The following is a 15,595-nucleotide window of genomic DNA, read 5'->3' as shown; positions in this document are numbered from 1 at the left end:
GGCCTTTACGGCTCGTCTCGCGCCTTGCCTCAGAACAGGCAGGCCTCAGTCGGCGTGAGCACCGCGAACGGCCCGCCAAGCGTTGCATTGTGATGCGCGACGATTCGCTCGGCCGGCAGCGCGGGCGTGTCCATGCAGGTATGCGCATCGGCAACGAGCACCGCGCGAAACCCGAGATCGGTGGCCGCACGGCACGCGGTATCGACGCAGTACTGCGTCTTCATCCCGGCAATCACGATTTCTCCGATACCAGCCGCGTGCAGCCACTCGGCGAGCCGCGTGCCTGCGAAGCAACTCGGCCGGGTCTTGTCGAACACGATGTCGCGCGCCGTATCGATAGCGAGCTCCGGCAGCAGCGCGGCCAGCGGCGCATCGGGCGCGATCGGCGAGCCGGCCGGGCCGATGTGGCGCACGGCGAACACGGGCGCACTGGCTTCATGCGCGCGGCGAATCAGCCGATTGATGTTGGCCAGCACGCGTTCGCCGTCATGCGGACGATCGGGGCCATGAAACAGCCCGACCTGCATGTCGATCACGAGCAGTGCGCGTTTCGGGGAAGGGGCTTCGGACATGGCGTTTCTCTTGAGTGACCGACGCAGACGGAGAAACGAAAAGACCCCGTCCGGAACCGGCGGGGCCTGTGGAATCGGTGACGCTACGATCCTGCGCGCACTCGCCGCACGGGCCCGCCGAAGGCGGTCGTGCGCGTGGTCGTCGAAAGGGTGATCGTGGCGTTGTGCATTGGTCAATGATGCCCGATGGGCGCGCGCGACGTCAATGACGCTACGCACATCGCGCATCCCCCCAACGCTCAATCGAGCGCCTTCCCCGCCTTCTCGTCCATGTAGCGAATCGCGAGCAGCGTGAAGACGCCACACCCGATCGCATACCACGCAGGCGCATTCGGATTGCCGGTCGCCGCGATCAGCCACGTGACGAAGAACTGCGCGAAGCCGCCGAAGATCGCGACGCCCACGCTGTACACGAGCGCACCGCCGGTCGCCCGCACCGCCCGCGGAAACAACTCGCCGAGCATCGCCCCCGTCGCGCCGATGTTGATCGCATGCACGATCGACAGCGCGGCGATGATCGACAGCAGCGACGCGGCGCCCGGCCAGCGATTCAGTGCGATGAACGCGGGGTAGATCGCGGCCATCAGCACGATGCGCGTCCACCATACGATCCGGTTGCGCCCGTACACGTCGGACAGATGGCCGCCGATCGGCGTCACGAGCATCAGGATCGCCCCGGCGACGCAGCCGGCCGTCATCGACAGCCACGTCGGCAGGTGCAGCACCTGCACGCCGTAGATCGCCATGTAGAACACGATGATGTAGTGGATCGACGTGCCGCCGATCGTCACGCCGAGGCCTGCGAACACGGCCTTGCCGTGATGACGCAGCACGTCGGCGAGCGGTAGCGACGCGACTTTTTCCACGGATGCATGTGCGGCAGCAGCAGGCGCGGCAGCAGGCACTTCCTCGACGGTCTTGCGCAGCCAGTAGCCGAGCGGCACGAACAGCGTGCCGATGATGAACGGCACGCGCCAGCCCCAGCTTTCGAGTTGCGCGGCCGTCAGCGTCGACGTCAGCGCGACGCCGGTCAGCGCGCCCGCGAGCGCGGCGAGCCCCTGGCTCGAGAACTGGAACGACGCATAGAAACCGCGCCGATGCTGCGGCGCCTGTTCGAGCAGCAACGTCGTCGACGCACCGACTTCGCCGCCCGACGCGAAGCCCTGCAGCAACCGGGCGAGCACGAGCAGCAGCGGCGCGGCGATGCCGATCTGCGCGAAGGTCGGCGCGACCGCGATCGTCGCGGTGCCGAGCGCCATCAGCAGCAGCGTGAGGATCATCGCCTTCTTGCGGCCGGCGCGGTCCGCATACATGCCGATCACGAGCCCGCCGAGCGGACGCGTGACGAAGCCGACACCGAAGCTCGCGACCGCGAGCATCAGTTGCCCGAACGACGAATGCACCGGAAAGAACAGCTTGCCGATCAGGATCGCGAAGAAGCTGTAGACGGTGAAGTCGTAGAACTCGAGCGCGTTGCCGACGGCGGCGGCCGCGATCAGCCGGCGTTTTCTCGCGGCGGCGCGGGCATCGACCGGCGTGCCGGCGAACGGAAGGGCGGACGTTTCCATGGGGTTCCCCCGGTTAGCGCGAAACTGCGTGGTGAAGGGCGTTCAGGCCGCGAGCCAGGCTTCGGCGACGCGAACCCAGTAACTCGCGCCGATCGCGAGGATGTCGTCGTTGAAGTCGTAGCCGGGGTTGTGCACCATGCAGCCGCCCTTGCTGCCGATTCCGTTGCCGATGAACGCGTAGCAGCCGGGGCGCGCCTCGAGCATGAACGCGAAGTCCTCGCTGCCCATCAGCGGCGCCGCTTCGGTTTCGACGCGCTCCGCGCCGAGCATCTGGCGCGCGATGCCGGCCGCGAACGCGGTCGGTTCCGCGTGATTGACGAGTACCGGATAGCCGTAGTCGTAGTCGATTTCCGCGGTGACGCCGAAGCTTTCCGCCTGGCCTTTCGCAAGCGCTTCGATGCGGCGCGCGAGCAGGGCGCGCACGTCCGCGTTCAGCGCGCGCACCGACAGTTTCATCACGACGGTTTCCGGAATGATGTTGAACGTCTCGCCGGCCTGCACGCTGCCGACGGTGATCACGGCCGCATGCTGTGCATCGACCTCGCGCGCGACGATCGTCTGCAGCGCGACCATGATGCTGCCGGCGGCGGACATCGGATCGCGCGCGAAATGCGGCATCGCGCCGTGGCCGCCGACGCCGCGCAGCGTGATCGTCACACGGTCGGCCGACGCCATCGCGGCGCCGGTGCGGAACGCCATGTCACCGGCCGCGCGGCCCGGCATGTTGTGGATCGCGAAAATCGCGTCGCACGGGAATCGGTCGAACAGGCCGTCGTCCATCATCGCCTTCGCGCCGCCGAAGTTTTCCTCGGCCGGCTGGAAGATCAGGTTCAGCGTGCCGGAGAACTGGCGCGTGGCCGCGAGGTGGCGTGCCGCGCACAGCAGCATCGCGGTATGGCCGTCATGGCCGCATGCATGCATCTTGTTCGCATGGCGGCTGGCGTACGGCAGGCCCGTGGTTTCCGCGAGCGGCAGCGCGTCCATGTCGGCGCGCAGGCCGACCGTGCGCGTGCCTTGCCCTTCGCGCAGCACGCCGACCACGCCCGTCTTGCCGATGCCGCGATGCACGTCGTAACCCCAGCCGCTGAGCAGTTCGGCGACGAGGTCGCTCGTGAGCGTCTCTTCGAATGCGAGTTCGGGATGGGCGTGGATGCGGCGACGTACTTCGACGAGCTCGGGGGCGATCGCGGCGATGCCGGGGATGACGGGGTTCACGGCTTGCAGCATGGTGTCTCCTGTGGGGCCGGTGGGGCGTTTGACGCGCATATGACGACCAAGCATATAAATTTCTTTTGCGTACCAGAAGCTGCTAAATTGCTTTGGTGCACACCGTCGGTTGCCGCTCGGGAATACCCTGATCCCGCGCGTCGCGCGATGCACCGGGTTTCCACCGATCATGCGTTGCCGCCATGAAATACCATCAGTTGAAAGCGTTCGTCACCGCCGCCGAGGAAGGGAGCATTCGCGCGGCTGCGCGGCGCCTGAACGTGTCGCCGGCCGCGCTGACGAAGGCGGTCAAGGAACTGGAGATCGCGCTCGGCGTATCGCTCGTCGTGCGTACCGCACGCGGCGTGCAGCTCACCGCGTTCGGCCAGCAGTTGCAGGTGCGCGCGCGACTGATCGTCGCCGAAATGCAGCGCGCCCGCGACGACATCGAGCAGGCGCAGGGGGCGATGACGGGCTCCGTCTCGGCGGCGATCACGCCAGCGGCGGCGGTCACGATCCTGCCCGACGCGTTTCGTGCGTTCCGGCGCCGCTTTCCAGTGGCGCGCGTCAACCTGATCGAAGGGTTTCCCGGTGTCGCGCTGCCGCGCCTGCATGACGGTTCGCTCGATTTTGCGGTGGTGGTCGTCGTGCCCGAACTGCTGGCGGCCGAGTTCGATCATACGGAGCTCTATGCGAGCCGCTCGCTGATCGTCGCGCGCAAAGGGCATCCGCTCGCGTCGGCCACGTCGCTCGCCGATCTCGTCGAGGCCGACTGGCTGATGAATCCGTCGCCGGAAAGCTCGACGCAGGTGCTGTTCAACTCGTTCGTCGCGTACGGGCTGCCGGTGCCGGCGCGTGTCGTCGAATGCCCGAGCTTCGGTCTTGCGCACAGCCTGATGACGGGTTGCGACCTGATCGCATCGATGCCGGAACAATTGCTGCAAGGCGAATGGGCGCGCGACCAGCTCGCGGTGCTGCCGATTCGCGAGCGCTTGCCGGGCGTATCGGTGCAGGTCGTCACGCGCCGCGACAGCCCGCTGACGCCGGCCGCGGCGATGCTGCTCGATTGCCTGCGCGATTCCGCGCGGCGCAAGGGGCTGCGATGAAAGGGCGCCCCGCGCGGATCGCGTAGTGATCCTGACGATCGTGGGTCCGGCACGCGCTCGCCGCGTACCATTGCGGCGCCCGTCGCGCGAGCCGGTATCATAGCGGCCGGCCCGCCGCTCCGGCCGGCCTTCAAATCCATCGCCATCCGGCATCCAGCAATCAGAGGCATCACATGACCAGTGCAACCCAATTCGACAACGTATCGGTCGTCAAGCGCGCGAACGTCTATTTCGACGGCAAGTGCGTGTCGCATACCGTGCTCTTCCCGGACGGCACGCGCAAGACGCTCGGCGTGATCCTGCCGTGCGCGCTCAACTTCGGCACGGATGCGCCCGAATTGATGGAAGTGCAGGCCGGCAAGTGCCGCGTGAAACTCGACGGCAGCAGCGAATGGCAGACCTACGGCGCCGGCGAATCGTTCTCGGTGCCGGGCAAGAGCCGCTTCGACATCGAGGTGATCGAGACGCTCGACTACGTATGCAGCTACCTGTAACGCGCTTTTCGCGCGGCAAAGAAAAAGCCCCGCCGAAGCGGGGCCCGTTGCAAGCGGATGGCGCAAGGCCATCCGGTGCGCCAGCCTTCGTTACAGGCAGGCGCTGATGTCGCCGGCGGCCGCTGCGTCGCCGCGCACGCCGACCCACGTCTTCGCATCCGGCTTCCACGACGGACGAACCATCGCGGCGGCGCCGTTCGGCGGCTGCTGGCCCGGTGCGTACACGTCGGTCGCGAGGCCGTTGGCCAGCACGTTCTGCGAGATCACCTGTTGTTGCGACTTGTCGGCCCAGGTCTTGGCGATGCATGCCGAGACGTCCGGCGCTGCTTTCTGGCTTTGTCCCACGTTCTGCACGGCGGGTTCGGCCGCATGAGCAGAAATTGCCACGGTCAATGCGATGAGCGGTAAATATTTCACGTTCACGTTATCTCCCTCGAGTCGTGATTGATTGAGTGGGATGCGCAGCAGTGCTGCGTGCAAGTGAGATCGCGTTGGGCACGCACGGTTCCGGTCATTCCGAAACAAGTTGTTAACGCGCTTGCCAAACGGCGGCTCGAATGCTGCGCATGTTGCTGCGGCGCGGCATGCGTCGTGTACGGCTCGACGTCATGCGTCGGTCGGCGCGCTGCCCGATGGTGGTGTGGTGGGGTGCTGGCCGCGGCGGGCGGCATGTGCGTGCATGCCGCGCCGCGACTCTTTATCGGATGACGAAGTGGAATGGCTGATGGATGGCCCCGTCGCATGAGCACGATGATGACAAACTTTCGTCGGCGGGATTGTTAACCAACTTTAAACGGGTGAAAGCAACGGAGTGAGGCGATGCGGCGCGCGACGGGCGCGCCGTATCGTGGAGCGGCGTGAGGCAAGGAAGCGATGCGCGCGGCAGAGCGCCGCGCACGCGGGTGATGTCAGCCGGCCTTGCGCGAACCGACGTCGCGCAGGTTGGCCGGGACGACCGGACGGAAGCGCTCGCGCTTCTGTTCGTCGTCGAAGTGCTGGAGCGCCGGCTTGATCAGGTCGCTGCGCGACACGATGCCCGTGATGCGCAGCGATTGCTCGTCGGCGACCACCGGCAGGCGTTCGAGGCCGAGCATCGCAAGGCGCGACGCGACGACACGGCAGGTTTCGTGCGCGAACGCGACGGCCGGTGCGCGCTCGGCGAACGCGGCCGAGATCGGCGTGTCGGCGCCGGCCTGCGCGCGCTGTGCATCGAGCGTCGCGCGATCGACGAGGCCGAGCAGCCGGCCGTGCTGCACGACCGGGTACGCACGGTGCGTTTGTTTCGCGCCGAAGTATTGCGCTTCGACGGTATCGAGCGTGGCCGCGCCGTCGATCGCGACGAGCCGGTCGGCCGACGTCATCACTTCGCCGATGTCGTGCCGCTCGAGCGGATCGACACCGTATTCGCGATAGATGTGGTAGCCGCGGCGCGCGATCTTTTCCGTCATGATCGAGCGTTTCATCGCGATGGTCGCGAAGCCGTGCGCGACGAGCGTCGCCGCGAGCAGCGGCAGCAGCGCGTTGGTGTCGTGCGTGAGACCGAAGGCGAATACGATCGCGGTGAGCGGGGCGCCGAGCGTCGCACCGAGCGTCGCGGCCATGCACACGAGCGGCCACAGCGCGGGATCGCCACCCGGCAGTACCGGCGACAGCACGGTGCCGAGACCGGCGCCGAGCATCAGCAGCGGGGCCAATACGCCGCCCGACGTACCCGAGCCGAGCGCGATCACCCACATCACGGCCTTCACGATCAGCAGTGCGAGCGCGATCTTCAGCGCGATGTGCTGGTGCAGCAGGTCGCCGATCACGTCGTAGCCGACGCCGAGCGCGCGCGGCTCGAGCCAGCCGCCGACGCCGATCGCGATCGCGCCGATCGCCGGCCACCACATCCAGTGCACGGGCAGCTTCGCGAAGGCGTCTTCGACGCGGTAGAGCGCGGCCGACAAGCCGCACGCGAGCAGGCCCGACAGCACGCCCGCGACGATACACGACAGCAGCGCGACGGGCGTCGGCGCGGCCGTCGTCAGCGGAAACAGCGGATCGACGCCGAAGAACACCGCACGGGCGAAACCGGCCACCGCGCACGCGAGCGCGACCGGCAGGAAACTGCGCGGACGCCATTCGAACAGCAGCAGTTCGACCGCGAGCAGCACGGCGGCCACCGGCGTGCCGAACACGGCCGTCATGCCGGCGGCCGCACCGGCGACGAGCAGCGTCTTGCGCTCGGCGGCGGTCACGTGCACGCATTGCGCGATCAGCGAGCCGAGCGCGCCGCCCGTCATGATGATCGGGCCTTCGGCGCCGAACGGGCCGCCGCTGCCGATCACGACGCCGGACGACAGCGGCTTGAGGATCGCGACCTTCGGCGACATTCGGCTCTTGCCGAACAGGATCGCCTCGATCGCCTCGGGAATGCCGTGGCCGCGGATCTTTTCCGAACCGAAACGCGCCATCAACCCGACGATCAGCCCGCCGATCACCGGGACCGCGATCACCCATGCGCCGAGCGTGTTGTTCGCGGGCGAACGGTCGGCGAACGACAGTTGCTGGAAGAAGAACAGGTTCGTGAACAGGTGGATCAGGCTCAACAGCACGAACGCGGCAAGCGTGCTGAGCAGGCCGATCCCGGCGGCAAGCAACGCGATCCTGGGCAGGCGTTCGTTGGTCGAGAAATCGCGTTTGTGCGGTGCGTTCATCGGAGTGGCAGGGGTCAGTAATCGATTTGGGGAACCTGGAACGTGCCCTTGAGCGACTTCAGCTCGGCACGATGCATGGCCGCGAGACGGGCGAGCAGCGTTTCGCCGGCCGCTTCGAGGTGGACTTCGACCTGGCGGCGGTCGGATTCGCTCGGCTTGCGCTTCACGAGTCCGAGCGCTTCGCAGCGCGTCACCAGCGCCACGACGCCGTGGTGGTGCGCCTGCAGGCGTTCCGCGAGTTCGCCGATGGTCGCCCATTCGCGATGCGGATAGCCCTTGATGTGCAGCAGCAGCAGGTATTGCAGCGGCGTCACGCCTTCGCTTTGCGCGGCACGTTCGGAGAAGCGCTCGAAGCGGCGCATCTGGTAGCGGAACTCGGACAGTTGCTGGAAATCGCTTTTCGTCAGTGCGCGTCGGGTATCGTTCATCGGGGGCGGTCGGGCATTCGGTTACGGTGGCGGTAAATATATCATAACGTGATATAAATGGATGAAATCGGGCGGAACGGGCGCATTTCACGTTTCGCGTTCCGCGGACAGTGACGGGGCGTGCGCTACGCGGCCTCGAGCATTTGGGTCTGCCGATAAAGGCCCGTGACGAGATCCGTCTGCGTGATGATGCCGACGAGCCGGCGCGACGCATCGACGACCGGAATATGGTGGTGGCCCGAATGCGTGAACAGCGGCACGAGCGCCGTGATCGGCATCGTTTCCGGCACCGCCGCGACGTCGCGCGTCATCACGGACGCGACGCTCGCGGGCTGGCCGCCGAACGATCGCGGCAACCGTGCGGACAGGCGTTGCCACAGCGGGGTCGAACGGCGCAACGGGCGCGTGAGGTCGGCGCGCGTGACGATGCCGGTCAGTCGGCCTTCGCCGTCGACCACGGGCAGCGCCTTCACGCGGTGGCGGTCGAGCAGCGCGAGCGCGGCCGTGATCGACGTGGACGGCGCGACCTCGATCGCGTTCTTCGTCATCAGGTCGGCGCACTTCAACTGGCCGAACGTGCGCGCATAAGCCTGCATTTCGGTTTCGCGCAGCAGCGTTTCGAGATCGTCCGGATCGACGTCGAGCCATTCGCCGCGGCGCTTGAGCACCGCGTCGAGGTCGCCGCGCGTGAAGCCGCCGCGCGTCGGCGCGGCGCCGCCGGCCTGCGGTTTCGCTTCGGCGCGCACGCCGCCGTGCGGGTAGCGGTGCCCGGTCAGCGCGTGATAGACGAGCGCGGCCGACAGCAGGATCGCCGATTGCAGCGCGATCGGCTGAAGGACGAAGCCGAAGCCGAGCGCATGGATCGCGGGGCCGCCCACCACGGCCGTGAGCGCGACGGCGCCCGACGGCGGGTGCACGCAGCGCAGCGCGAACATCCCGCCGATCGCGCAGGCGATTGCGACCGCGGCGGCCGTGACCGGATCGGCGATCCATTGCGCGCACGCGACGCCGACCGTCGCCGCGACGAGATTGCCGCCGATGATCGACCACGGCTGCGCGAGCGGGCTTGCCGGCACCGCGAACAGCAGTACGGCCGACGCGCCCATCGGCGCGACGAGCAGCGGCACGAGGCCCGGCACGCCGGGCAATAGCCGCATCGTGACGCCGACCGTCGCAATGCCCACGAGCGCGCCGGTGCACGAGCGCAGGCGTTCGCGCCAGCCGAGTGCCATCGGATGGGGAATGAAGCTGTGCAGCCATTGCCGCAACGTGCGGCGCGACGGGTAGGAGCCTGGCGACATGGGGGTAAGCGGTAAAAACGGCAACGCGGAGGCGCGGCGACAAGCGCGGGATTATATCGTGTTGTGATACAAATTGTCGCGCCGCATCAGGCGCGTTGGCCGCGCGTGATGCACGAATCTTGCGAAAACCTTTCATCGGATGGGAGCTTGTGCGCGCGTAACCGCGCAAATTTGTCCGCAGCGGCGTACAATTCGGCGCACTCGATTCCCCCGTCATGCCAGAACCCTGTCCTCGATGCCCGCTCTCCCGCCTTCTCCCCGGCACGGCGCTCGATTCGACGTGGCTCTTCGCGCCCGCGTTCCGTTACCCACCTGACGCGAGCGCCGCCGACGTCTCCCCACTGACTCTCCCCAAGCCAATTCAATGGACATGCTCGAAAACATGCGCCTGTTCGTGCGCGTTGTCGAAGCCGGCAGTTTTACCGCGGTCGCGAAGGAAATCGACGCGACCACCGCCCAGGTGTCGCGCGCGGTCTCGAATCTCGAAGCCCACGTACAGACGCGCCTGCTGCATCGCACGACCCGCCATCTCGGCCTGACCGAAAGCGGCGAGCGCTATTTCGAGCGCGCGAAATCGATCCTCGCGGAGCTCGACTACGCGAACGCGGAGGCGCGCAACGCGCTGCTGCGGCCGAGCGGCAAGATGCGCATTCATGCGATGACGGGGCTCGGGAAGAGTCATGTCGTGTCGTCGATCGTCCGGTACCAGGAGGACAACCCCGACGTGTCGGTCGAGCTGACGCTGGCGCAGCGGATGCCGAATCTGGTCGAGGAGGGCTACGACGTGTCGATCGTGACGGCGTCGCAGTTGCCCGATTCGGGTTATGTCGCGCAGATCTGCGGCACGAGCTGCAGCGTGCTCGTCGCATCGCGCGAATACCTCGCGCGGCACGGCACGCCGCAGACGCCCGACGACCTGCCGAACCACGTGTGCCTGCGCCTCGACACGCCCGCGTCGCCGGCCAGCGAATGGCGCCTGGAGCGCGGCGACGGCGAGGAAACCGTCTACGAGCTGCAGCCGGCGCCGTTCCAGGTCAACGTGCCGGACGCGCTGTGCGTCGCGGTGCGTGCCGGGCGGGGGATCGCGTGCGTGGCACTGTATACGGTGCTCGACGATATCCGCGAAGGGCGCCTGATCCGCGTGCTGCCGGCGTACCGGCTGCAGACGGTGAGCGTCTATGCCGTCTATGCGACGCGCCGCTATCTCGACGCGAAGATCCGGACCTTCCTCGATCACCTGCGTACGACGCTCACGCCCGCGCTGGAGAACGATCTGCGCGAACTCGACCGGCTGACGACGGAGCACATGCCGGGCGGCCGCCTGCGCACGTGACCGCGCCGGTGTGCCGCCGCGGCATTCATGCGGCTGGCGCGATGCGGATCCGCTCGAAGCGGCCCGCGAGCCACCCGTACGCGGCCATGCCGATCAGCCCGTGCGCGGCGACGAACCACAGCGCACCGGCGAACGAACCCGTGCTGGCGACGAAGTAGCCGATCACGAGCGGCGTGACGATCCCGGCGATGTTGCCGAGGCCGTTGAAGACGCCGCCGCTCAGCCCGACCATGCCTTCCGGCGCCGTGTCGGCGAGCACGGCCCACCCGACCGCCGCGAGCCCCTTGCCGAAGAACGCGACCGTCATCAGCGCGATCACGGCCGCGTTCGACGATGCGCCGTTCGCGAGCACGAGCAGCGTCGCCATCGCCATCCCCGCGACGAACGGCGTCTTGCGTGCCTTCGACGGATGCATGCCGCGCCGGATCAGCCAGTCCGACAGCACGCCGCCGAGCACGCCGCCCGTGAAGCCGCAGATCGCCGGCAGCGCGGCGACCCAGCCGGCTTCCATGATCGTCATTCCGCGCCCCTTGATCAGATAGATCGGAAACCACGTGATGAAGAAGTAGGTGAGCGCCGTGATGCAGTACTGGCCGATGTAGATCGCCCACAGGTTCCGGTGGCGGAACAGTTGCGACACGTCGTGCCACGACGCGCGCGGCCGCTCGCGCATACGGTTCGCCTCGAGATCGACGAGCGCGCCGTGGGCGCGCAGGTAGTCGCGCTCCGCGTCCGTCACGCGCGGGTGGCCGTGCGGCTCGCGATACCACGCGAACCACAGCGCGGCGAGCGCGATGCCGAGCAGCCCCATCCACAGGAACACGTGTTCCCAGCCGAGCGCATGCGTGAGCCATGCCATGGCCGGCGTGAACAGCACGACGGCCATGTATTGCGCGGAATTGAACAAGGCCGACGCGGTGCCGCGTTCGGCCGTCGGGAACCAGCATGCGACGATCCGCGAATTGGCCGGAAACGCCGGCGATTCGACGAGCCCGAGCATGAAGCGCATGACGAACAGCGCCAGCGTCGCGGCTGCGCCGTGCACGGCGAACGCGCCGACCGTGCCCTGCAGCATCGTGAATACCGACCACAGCAACAGGCTCAGGCCGTACACGCGCCGCGCGCCGAAGCGGTCGAGCAGCCAGCCGCCCGGAATCTGGCCGATCGCATAGGCCCAGGCGAACGCCGAAAAGACGACGCCGAGCTGCACGGGCGTGAGCCCGAGGTCGTGCGCGACGCCGGTGCCGGCGATCGACATCGTCGCGCGGTCCGCGTAGTTGACGACGGTAACCGCGAAAATCAGCGCGAGGACCGCATAACGGACGCGGCCGATCGTGCGCGATGCGGCGGGTGAGGCGGCGACGGCGGCGCCGCTGGATCGATTGGACATGCGTGTCTCCTGGCCTCCGTCGTGCGGAGGCATCCGTGTCGTAATGGAAGGGGCGGCGCCGCGCTCAGTACGTGACGCTGGTCGGCGGGCGCTGGCCCGCGAAGCACGCGGCGAGGTTCGCGAGCACGATGCGGCCCATTGCCTCGCGCGTTTCATGCGTGGCGCTCGCGCGGTGCGGCTGCACGACGACGCGGTCGAGTTCGAGCAGCGCGGCCGGCACGTGCGGTTCGTGCGCGAACACGTCGAGACCGGCGCCGGCGATCGTGCCGTCGGCCAGCGCGCGCACGAGCGCGGCTTCGTCGACCAGCTTGCCGCGCGCGACGTTGATCAGGAATCCTTTGGGGCCGAGCGCGGCGAGCACGTCGGCCGTCACGAGCACGTTGCCGTGATCGGCCGAGGCCGCGATCACGAGCACGTCGCTGTCATGCGCGAGCGCGGCGAGCTCGGGCACGAAGCGATAGCCGCTGTCGCGATGCTCGCGCGGCCCGAAGTAACTGACGGGCATCCGGAACGCCTGCGCGCGCTGCGCGATCGCGCGTCCGACGCGGCCGAGCCCGACGATGCCGAGCCGCTTGCCCGTGACCTGCGTCGCGAGCGGCTGGGCCGTTTTGCCCCAGCGGCCGGCGCGCACGATCCGCTCGCCGGCGCCGAGGTCGCGCAGGGTCATCAGGATCAGCCCCAGCGCCATGTCGGCGACGTCGTCGGTCAGCACGTCGGGCGTCGTCGTCACGTGGATGCCGCGTGCCCGGGCACGATCGAGATCGACCGCGTCGGTGCCGATGCCGTTGATCGCGACGATCTCGAGCGCGCCGAGCCGCTCCATCAGCGCGGCGGACAGGCCGCTCGCGCCGCCCGTCACGACGCCGCGAATTCGCGGCGCCACGCGATCGAGCAGTGCTTCCGGTTGCTCGGCCGCATACAGCCGGTGCACGGTGTAGCGGGCGGCGAGTTCGGCGTCGATCGCGTCGGGGAGCGGCTGGGTCAGCAGGATGTCGATGGTCATGAAGGTCTCGGTCGTCGGGCGCGGCGCGGGCCGCGCATCAGGTGGAACCGAGTATAGAAATCGCATCGATATGCGTCTAACATCAAAAGACTATCGATTGATTCAAGATTTGAATGATTGAACTGCACCAGCTTCGCTGCTTCGTCGCGGTTGCCGAAGAGCTGCATTTCGGCCGCGCGGCCCGGCGGCTCTTCATGACCCAGCCGCCGCTCAGCCGGCAAATCCAGTTGCTCGAGCACGCGCTCGGCATCGCGCTGCTCGAGCGCAGCAGCCGGCAGGTCAGCCTGACCGCGGCCGGCGAGCGCTTCCTGCGCGATGCGCGGCACATCCTCGAATTCTCCGCGCGCGCCGAGCAGGCCGCGCAGCGCGTCGCGCACGGCGGGGCCGGGCGCATCACGCTGGGGTTCACGGCCGTCAGTGCGTACCGGATGATCCCGGTGCTACTCGCGCATGCGGCGCACGCGCTGCCGGACGTCGACGTCGAACTGCGGGAGATGGTGTCGACCGTGCAGATCGACGCGCTCGCGTCGCGGATGCTCGACGCGGGTTTCGTGCGCCAGCGCGCCGCGCGCCAGCCGCTCGAATACCGGCTCGTGCAGCGCGAGCCGATGCTCGTCGCGGTCGCGGAAGGCGCGCCGCTCGCGGCCTACGAGCAGATCGGCCCCGACGAGCTCGACCGGCAGCCGTTCATCGCGTATTCGCCGAACGAGGGCAAGTATTTCCACGACATGATCTCGGGGATGTTCGCGGGCGCCGGGCGGCTGCCGAACTACCTGCACTACGTCGGCCAGACGCATACGATCCTCGGCCTCGTGCGCGCGGGGCTCGGCGCGGCGCTGGTGCCGGCGTCGGCGCGCGAGCTTCATGTCGACGGCGTGGTGTTCCGGCCGCTCGCGGGCGTCAACGTGGCGGCGGAGCTGTATCTCGCTTGGCGCGCGGACAACGACAACCCGGCGCTGCCGGTGTTCAACGCGATGGTCGAGCGGTTTCTGACCGACAGCACGGACGACGCGGGCGTCTAGGGCGTGAACCCGCCCTAGCGGCGCTTGCTCGCCCGTTGCGCGTGGCGCGACGTGCGATGGCGGCCCGCTGACGGCGGCGTGAAGCGAGGGATGAGGGCGGGGCTCGAAGACGTGCGCGCGGCCCGGCGGAGCGCATCCGCCGGGCCGCGGCACCGGCCCGTCAGTGGGTGATCGACAGGAACAGGTACGCGGCGAACAGCGCGACGTGCACGACGCCGTGCAGCACCGTCGTGCGCCCCTGGCTCAGCGTGAGCGTGCTGACCAGCAGCGTGAGCGCGAGCAGGACGGTTTCCATCGCGCCGATCCCGAGCGTGAGCGGCTGGCCGACCCAGATGAACACGGCCGCGACGGTCGGAATCGTGAGCCCGATGCTCGCGAGCGCCGACCCGAGCGCGAGGTTCATGCTGGTCTGCAACCGGTTCGCACGCGCGGCGGTGACGGCCGCGAGCCCTTCCGGCAGCAGCACGAGCGCGGCGATCACGATACCGACCGCGGCTTCGGGCGCGCCGAGCTTCAGCACCGCGTGCTCGACGGCCGGCGACAGCAGCTTCGCGAGCAGCACGACCGCGACGAGGCTCGCGAACAGCAGCACCATGCTGATGGCCGCGGTGCGGTTGCTCGGCGCCGCCGCGTGCACCGCTTCGTTGGCGCTGTCGTGCTCGGCGAGGAAGTAGTCGCGGTGGCGCACGGTCTGCACGAACACGAATGCGCCGTACAGCACGAGCGACGCGACGCCGGCGAACGCAAGCTGAGATTTCGAGAAGAACGGGCCCGGCGCGGCGTTCAGGTAGTTCGGCATCACGAGCGACAGCACCGACAGCGACGCGAGCACCGCGAGCGCCTTGCTCGCGCCGCGCCCCTGGAAATCCTGTTCGCCGTGCTTCCATGCGCCGACCAGCAGGCAGATGCCGACGATGCCGTTACAGATGATCATCACGGCGGCGAACACGGTGTCGCGGGCAAGGCCCGATTTCTCGGGGCCCGCGCCGAGCATCACCGACACGATCAGCGCGACTTCGATGACGGTCACGGCAACCGCGAGCACGAGCGTGCCGAACGGTTCGCCGACGCGGTGCGCGACGACTTCCGCATGGTGGACGGCGGAGAACACGGCGCCGGCGAGCGCGGCCGCGAACACCGCGATGACGAGGCCTTCGGCCGGCACGACGCGCGACAGCGCGAGCACCAGCCAGGCGGCAAGCGGGGCCCAGAGGGTCCAGCGCGGGAGCTGGTTGGACGAGAGCGGCATGAGGGTTTCCTTATGCGAGTGGCGGCGCGCGACGCGCCGTCACGGGTTGATGAAGCCCGGCCGTACTATCCGCCGAACGAGGACGATGAAACCGAAGGGCGGCAGCGCGCAATGGCGCTGCCCGGGTTCGCTGCCGCGACGCGGCGAGGGGCGCGGGCGGGCCGAGGCCCGTCGCGGGACGAAACGGTTCGATGCGGCTGCCTGCGGACAGCGAGACAAGCATAGGT

General features: G+C 68.3%; 14 protein-coding genes. 4 read left to right on the top strand and 10 right to left on the bottom strand.

Going from position 1 to position 15,595, the window contains the following annotated elements:
• Nucleotides 1-29: 29 nt before the first annotated feature.
• The 3 genes from LGN10_RS09255 to LGN10_RS09245 all read right to left on the bottom strand — a co-directional run bounded on the left by LGN10_RS09255 (nucleotide 30) and on the right by LGN10_RS09245 (nucleotide 3,367).
• On the bottom strand, nucleotides 30-572 hold the full coding sequence (locus LGN10_RS09255) for a cysteine hydrolase family protein (protein WP_124862137.1): 543 nt from the start codon (nucleotides 570-572) through the stop codon (nucleotides 30-32).
• A gap of 239 nt (nucleotides 573-811) precedes the next feature.
• The gene (locus tag LGN10_RS09250) at nucleotides 812-2,140 is read right to left on the bottom strand and encodes an MFS transporter (RefSeq protein ID WP_099317536.1); all 1,329 of its coding nucleotides are present in this window, start codon (nucleotides 2,138-2,140) and stop codon (nucleotides 812-814) included.
• A 42-nt stretch (nucleotides 2,141-2,182) separates the two neighbouring features.
• The gene (locus LGN10_RS09245; protein WP_124862134.1) at nucleotides 2,183-3,367 is read right to left on the bottom strand and encodes a M20 aminoacylase family protein; all 1,185 of its coding nucleotides are present in this window, start codon (nucleotides 3,365-3,367) and stop codon (nucleotides 2,183-2,185) included.
• 182 nt (nucleotides 3,368-3,549) lie between these two features.
• Between LGN10_RS09245 and LGN10_RS09240 the strand changes: the two genes are divergently transcribed.
• Nucleotides 3,550-4,452, top strand: a complete 903-nt coding sequence (locus LGN10_RS09240; RefSeq protein WP_060009358.1) for a LysR substrate-binding domain-containing protein — start codon at nucleotides 3,550-3,552, stop codon at nucleotides 4,450-4,452.
• A 173-nt stretch (nucleotides 4,453-4,625) separates the two neighbouring features.
• A complete protein-coding gene (locus tag LGN10_RS09235) occupies nucleotides 4,626-4,946 on the top strand; it encodes a pyrimidine/purine nucleoside phosphorylase (protein WP_040140021.1) in 321 nt (106 codons plus the stop codon).
• A gap of 90 nt (nucleotides 4,947-5,036) precedes the next feature.
• On the opposite strand, the gene LGN10_RS09230 is transcribed toward LGN10_RS09235, so the two are convergent.
• From LGN10_RS09230 to LGN10_RS09215, 4 genes are all read right to left on the bottom strand, one after another.
• The gene (locus LGN10_RS09230; protein WP_179231799.1) at nucleotides 5,037-5,369 is read right to left on the bottom strand and encodes a hypothetical protein; all 333 of its coding nucleotides are present in this window, start codon (nucleotides 5,367-5,369) and stop codon (nucleotides 5,037-5,039) included.
• A gap of 485 nt (nucleotides 5,370-5,854) precedes the next feature.
• On the bottom strand, nucleotides 5,855-7,642 hold the full coding sequence (locus tag LGN10_RS09225; protein WP_059585020.1) for a chloride channel protein: 1,788 nt from the start codon (nucleotides 7,640-7,642) through the stop codon (nucleotides 5,855-5,857).
• 14 nt (nucleotides 7,643-7,656) lie between these two features.
• On the bottom strand, nucleotides 7,657-8,070 hold the full coding sequence (locus tag LGN10_RS09220) for a MarR family winged helix-turn-helix transcriptional regulator (RefSeq protein WP_226222973.1): 414 nt from the start codon (nucleotides 8,068-8,070) through the stop codon (nucleotides 7,657-7,659).
• Nucleotides 8,071-8,195: 125 nt separating this feature from the next.
• Nucleotides 8,196-9,371, bottom strand: a complete 1,176-nt coding sequence (locus LGN10_RS09215; RefSeq protein WP_226222971.1) for an HPP family protein — start codon at nucleotides 9,369-9,371, stop codon at nucleotides 8,196-8,198.
• Between the two features lie 364 nt (nucleotides 9,372-9,735).
• Here LGN10_RS09215 and LGN10_RS09210 point away from each other — a divergent pair, with 364 nt between their 5' ends.
• On the top strand, nucleotides 9,736-10,704 hold the full coding sequence (locus LGN10_RS09210) for a LysR family transcriptional regulator (RefSeq protein ID WP_059639565.1): 969 nt from the start codon (nucleotides 9,736-9,738) through the stop codon (nucleotides 10,702-10,704).
• 25 nt (nucleotides 10,705-10,729) lie between these two features.
• Here the strand turns inward: LGN10_RS09210 and LGN10_RS09205 are convergent, their stop codons facing one another.
• Entirely contained in the window at nucleotides 10,730-12,094 is a 1,365-nt protein-coding gene (locus LGN10_RS09205; protein WP_226222969.1) for an MFS transporter, read from the bottom strand.
• Between the two features lie 64 nt (nucleotides 12,095-12,158).
• Entirely contained in the window at nucleotides 12,159-13,097 is a 939-nt protein-coding gene (locus LGN10_RS09200; RefSeq protein ID WP_226222967.1) for a 2-hydroxyacid dehydrogenase, read from the bottom strand.
• Nucleotides 13,098-13,210: 113 nt separating this feature from the next.
• Here LGN10_RS09200 and LGN10_RS09195 point away from each other — a divergent pair, with 113 nt between their 5' ends.
• On the top strand, nucleotides 13,211-14,119 hold the full coding sequence (locus tag LGN10_RS09195; protein WP_059639562.1) for a LysR substrate-binding domain-containing protein: 909 nt from the start codon (nucleotides 13,211-13,213) through the stop codon (nucleotides 14,117-14,119).
• A 160-nt stretch (nucleotides 14,120-14,279) separates the two neighbouring features.
• On the opposite strand, the gene LGN10_RS09190 is transcribed toward LGN10_RS09195, so the two are convergent.
• The gene (locus LGN10_RS09190; RefSeq protein ID WP_059639561.1) at nucleotides 14,280-15,368 is read right to left on the bottom strand and encodes a calcium:proton antiporter; all 1,089 of its coding nucleotides are present in this window, start codon (nucleotides 15,366-15,368) and stop codon (nucleotides 14,280-14,282) included.
• Nucleotides 15,369-15,595: the final 227 nt, after the last annotated feature.

Origin of the sequence: Burkholderia sp. AU32262 (assembly GCF_020419985.1) — a bacterium.
In the GTDB taxonomy this organism is placed as follows: domain Bacteria; phylum Pseudomonadota; class Gammaproteobacteria; order Burkholderiales; family Burkholderiaceae; genus Burkholderia; species Burkholderia semiarida.
This window is presented reverse-complemented; position numbering and strand designations above follow the sequence as displayed.

Coding starts and splice junctions, on each gene's coding strand:
- LGN10_RS09255 (WP_124862137.1), bottom strand. CDS start 572: ATGTCCGAAGCCCCTTCCCCGAAACGCGCACTGCTCGTGATCGACATG.
- LGN10_RS09250 (WP_099317536.1), bottom strand. CDS start 2,140: ATGGAAACGTCCGCCCTTCCGTTCGCCGGCACGCCGGTCGATGCCCGC.
- LGN10_RS09245 (WP_124862134.1), bottom strand. CDS start 3,367: ATGCTGCAAGCCGTGAACCCCGTCATCCCCGGCATCGCCGCGATCGCC.
- LGN10_RS09240 (WP_060009358.1), top strand. CDS start 3,550: ATGAAATACCATCAGTTGAAAGCGTTCGTCACCGCCGCCGAGGAAGGG.
- LGN10_RS09235 (WP_040140021.1), top strand. CDS start 4,626: ATGACCAGTGCAACCCAATTCGACAACGTATCGGTCGTCAAGCGCGCG.
- LGN10_RS09225 (WP_059585020.1), bottom strand. CDS start 7,642: ATGAACGCACCGCACAAACGCGATTTCTCGACCAACGAACGCCTGCCC.
- LGN10_RS09220 (WP_226222973.1), bottom strand. CDS start 8,070: ATGAACGATACCCGACGCGCACTGACGAAAAGCGATTTCCAGCAACTG.
- LGN10_RS09215 (WP_226222971.1), bottom strand. CDS start 9,371: ATGTCGCCAGGCTCCTACCCGTCGCGCCGCACGTTGCGGCAATGGCTG.
- LGN10_RS09210 (WP_059639565.1), top strand. CDS start 9,736: ATGGACATGCTCGAAAACATGCGCCTGTTCGTGCGCGTTGTCGAAGCC.
- LGN10_RS09205 (WP_226222969.1), bottom strand. CDS start 12,094: ATGTCCAATCGATCCAGCGGCGCCGCCGTCGCCGCCTCACCCGCCGCA.
- LGN10_RS09200 (WP_226222967.1), bottom strand. CDS start 13,097: ATGACCATCGACATCCTGCTGACCCAGCCGCTCCCCGACGCGATCGAC.
- LGN10_RS09195 (WP_059639562.1), top strand. CDS start 13,211: ATGATTGAACTGCACCAGCTTCGCTGCTTCGTCGCGGTTGCCGAAGAG.
- LGN10_RS09190 (WP_059639561.1), bottom strand. CDS start 15,368: ATGCCGCTCTCGTCCAACCAGCTCCCGCGCTGGACCCTCTGGGCCCCG.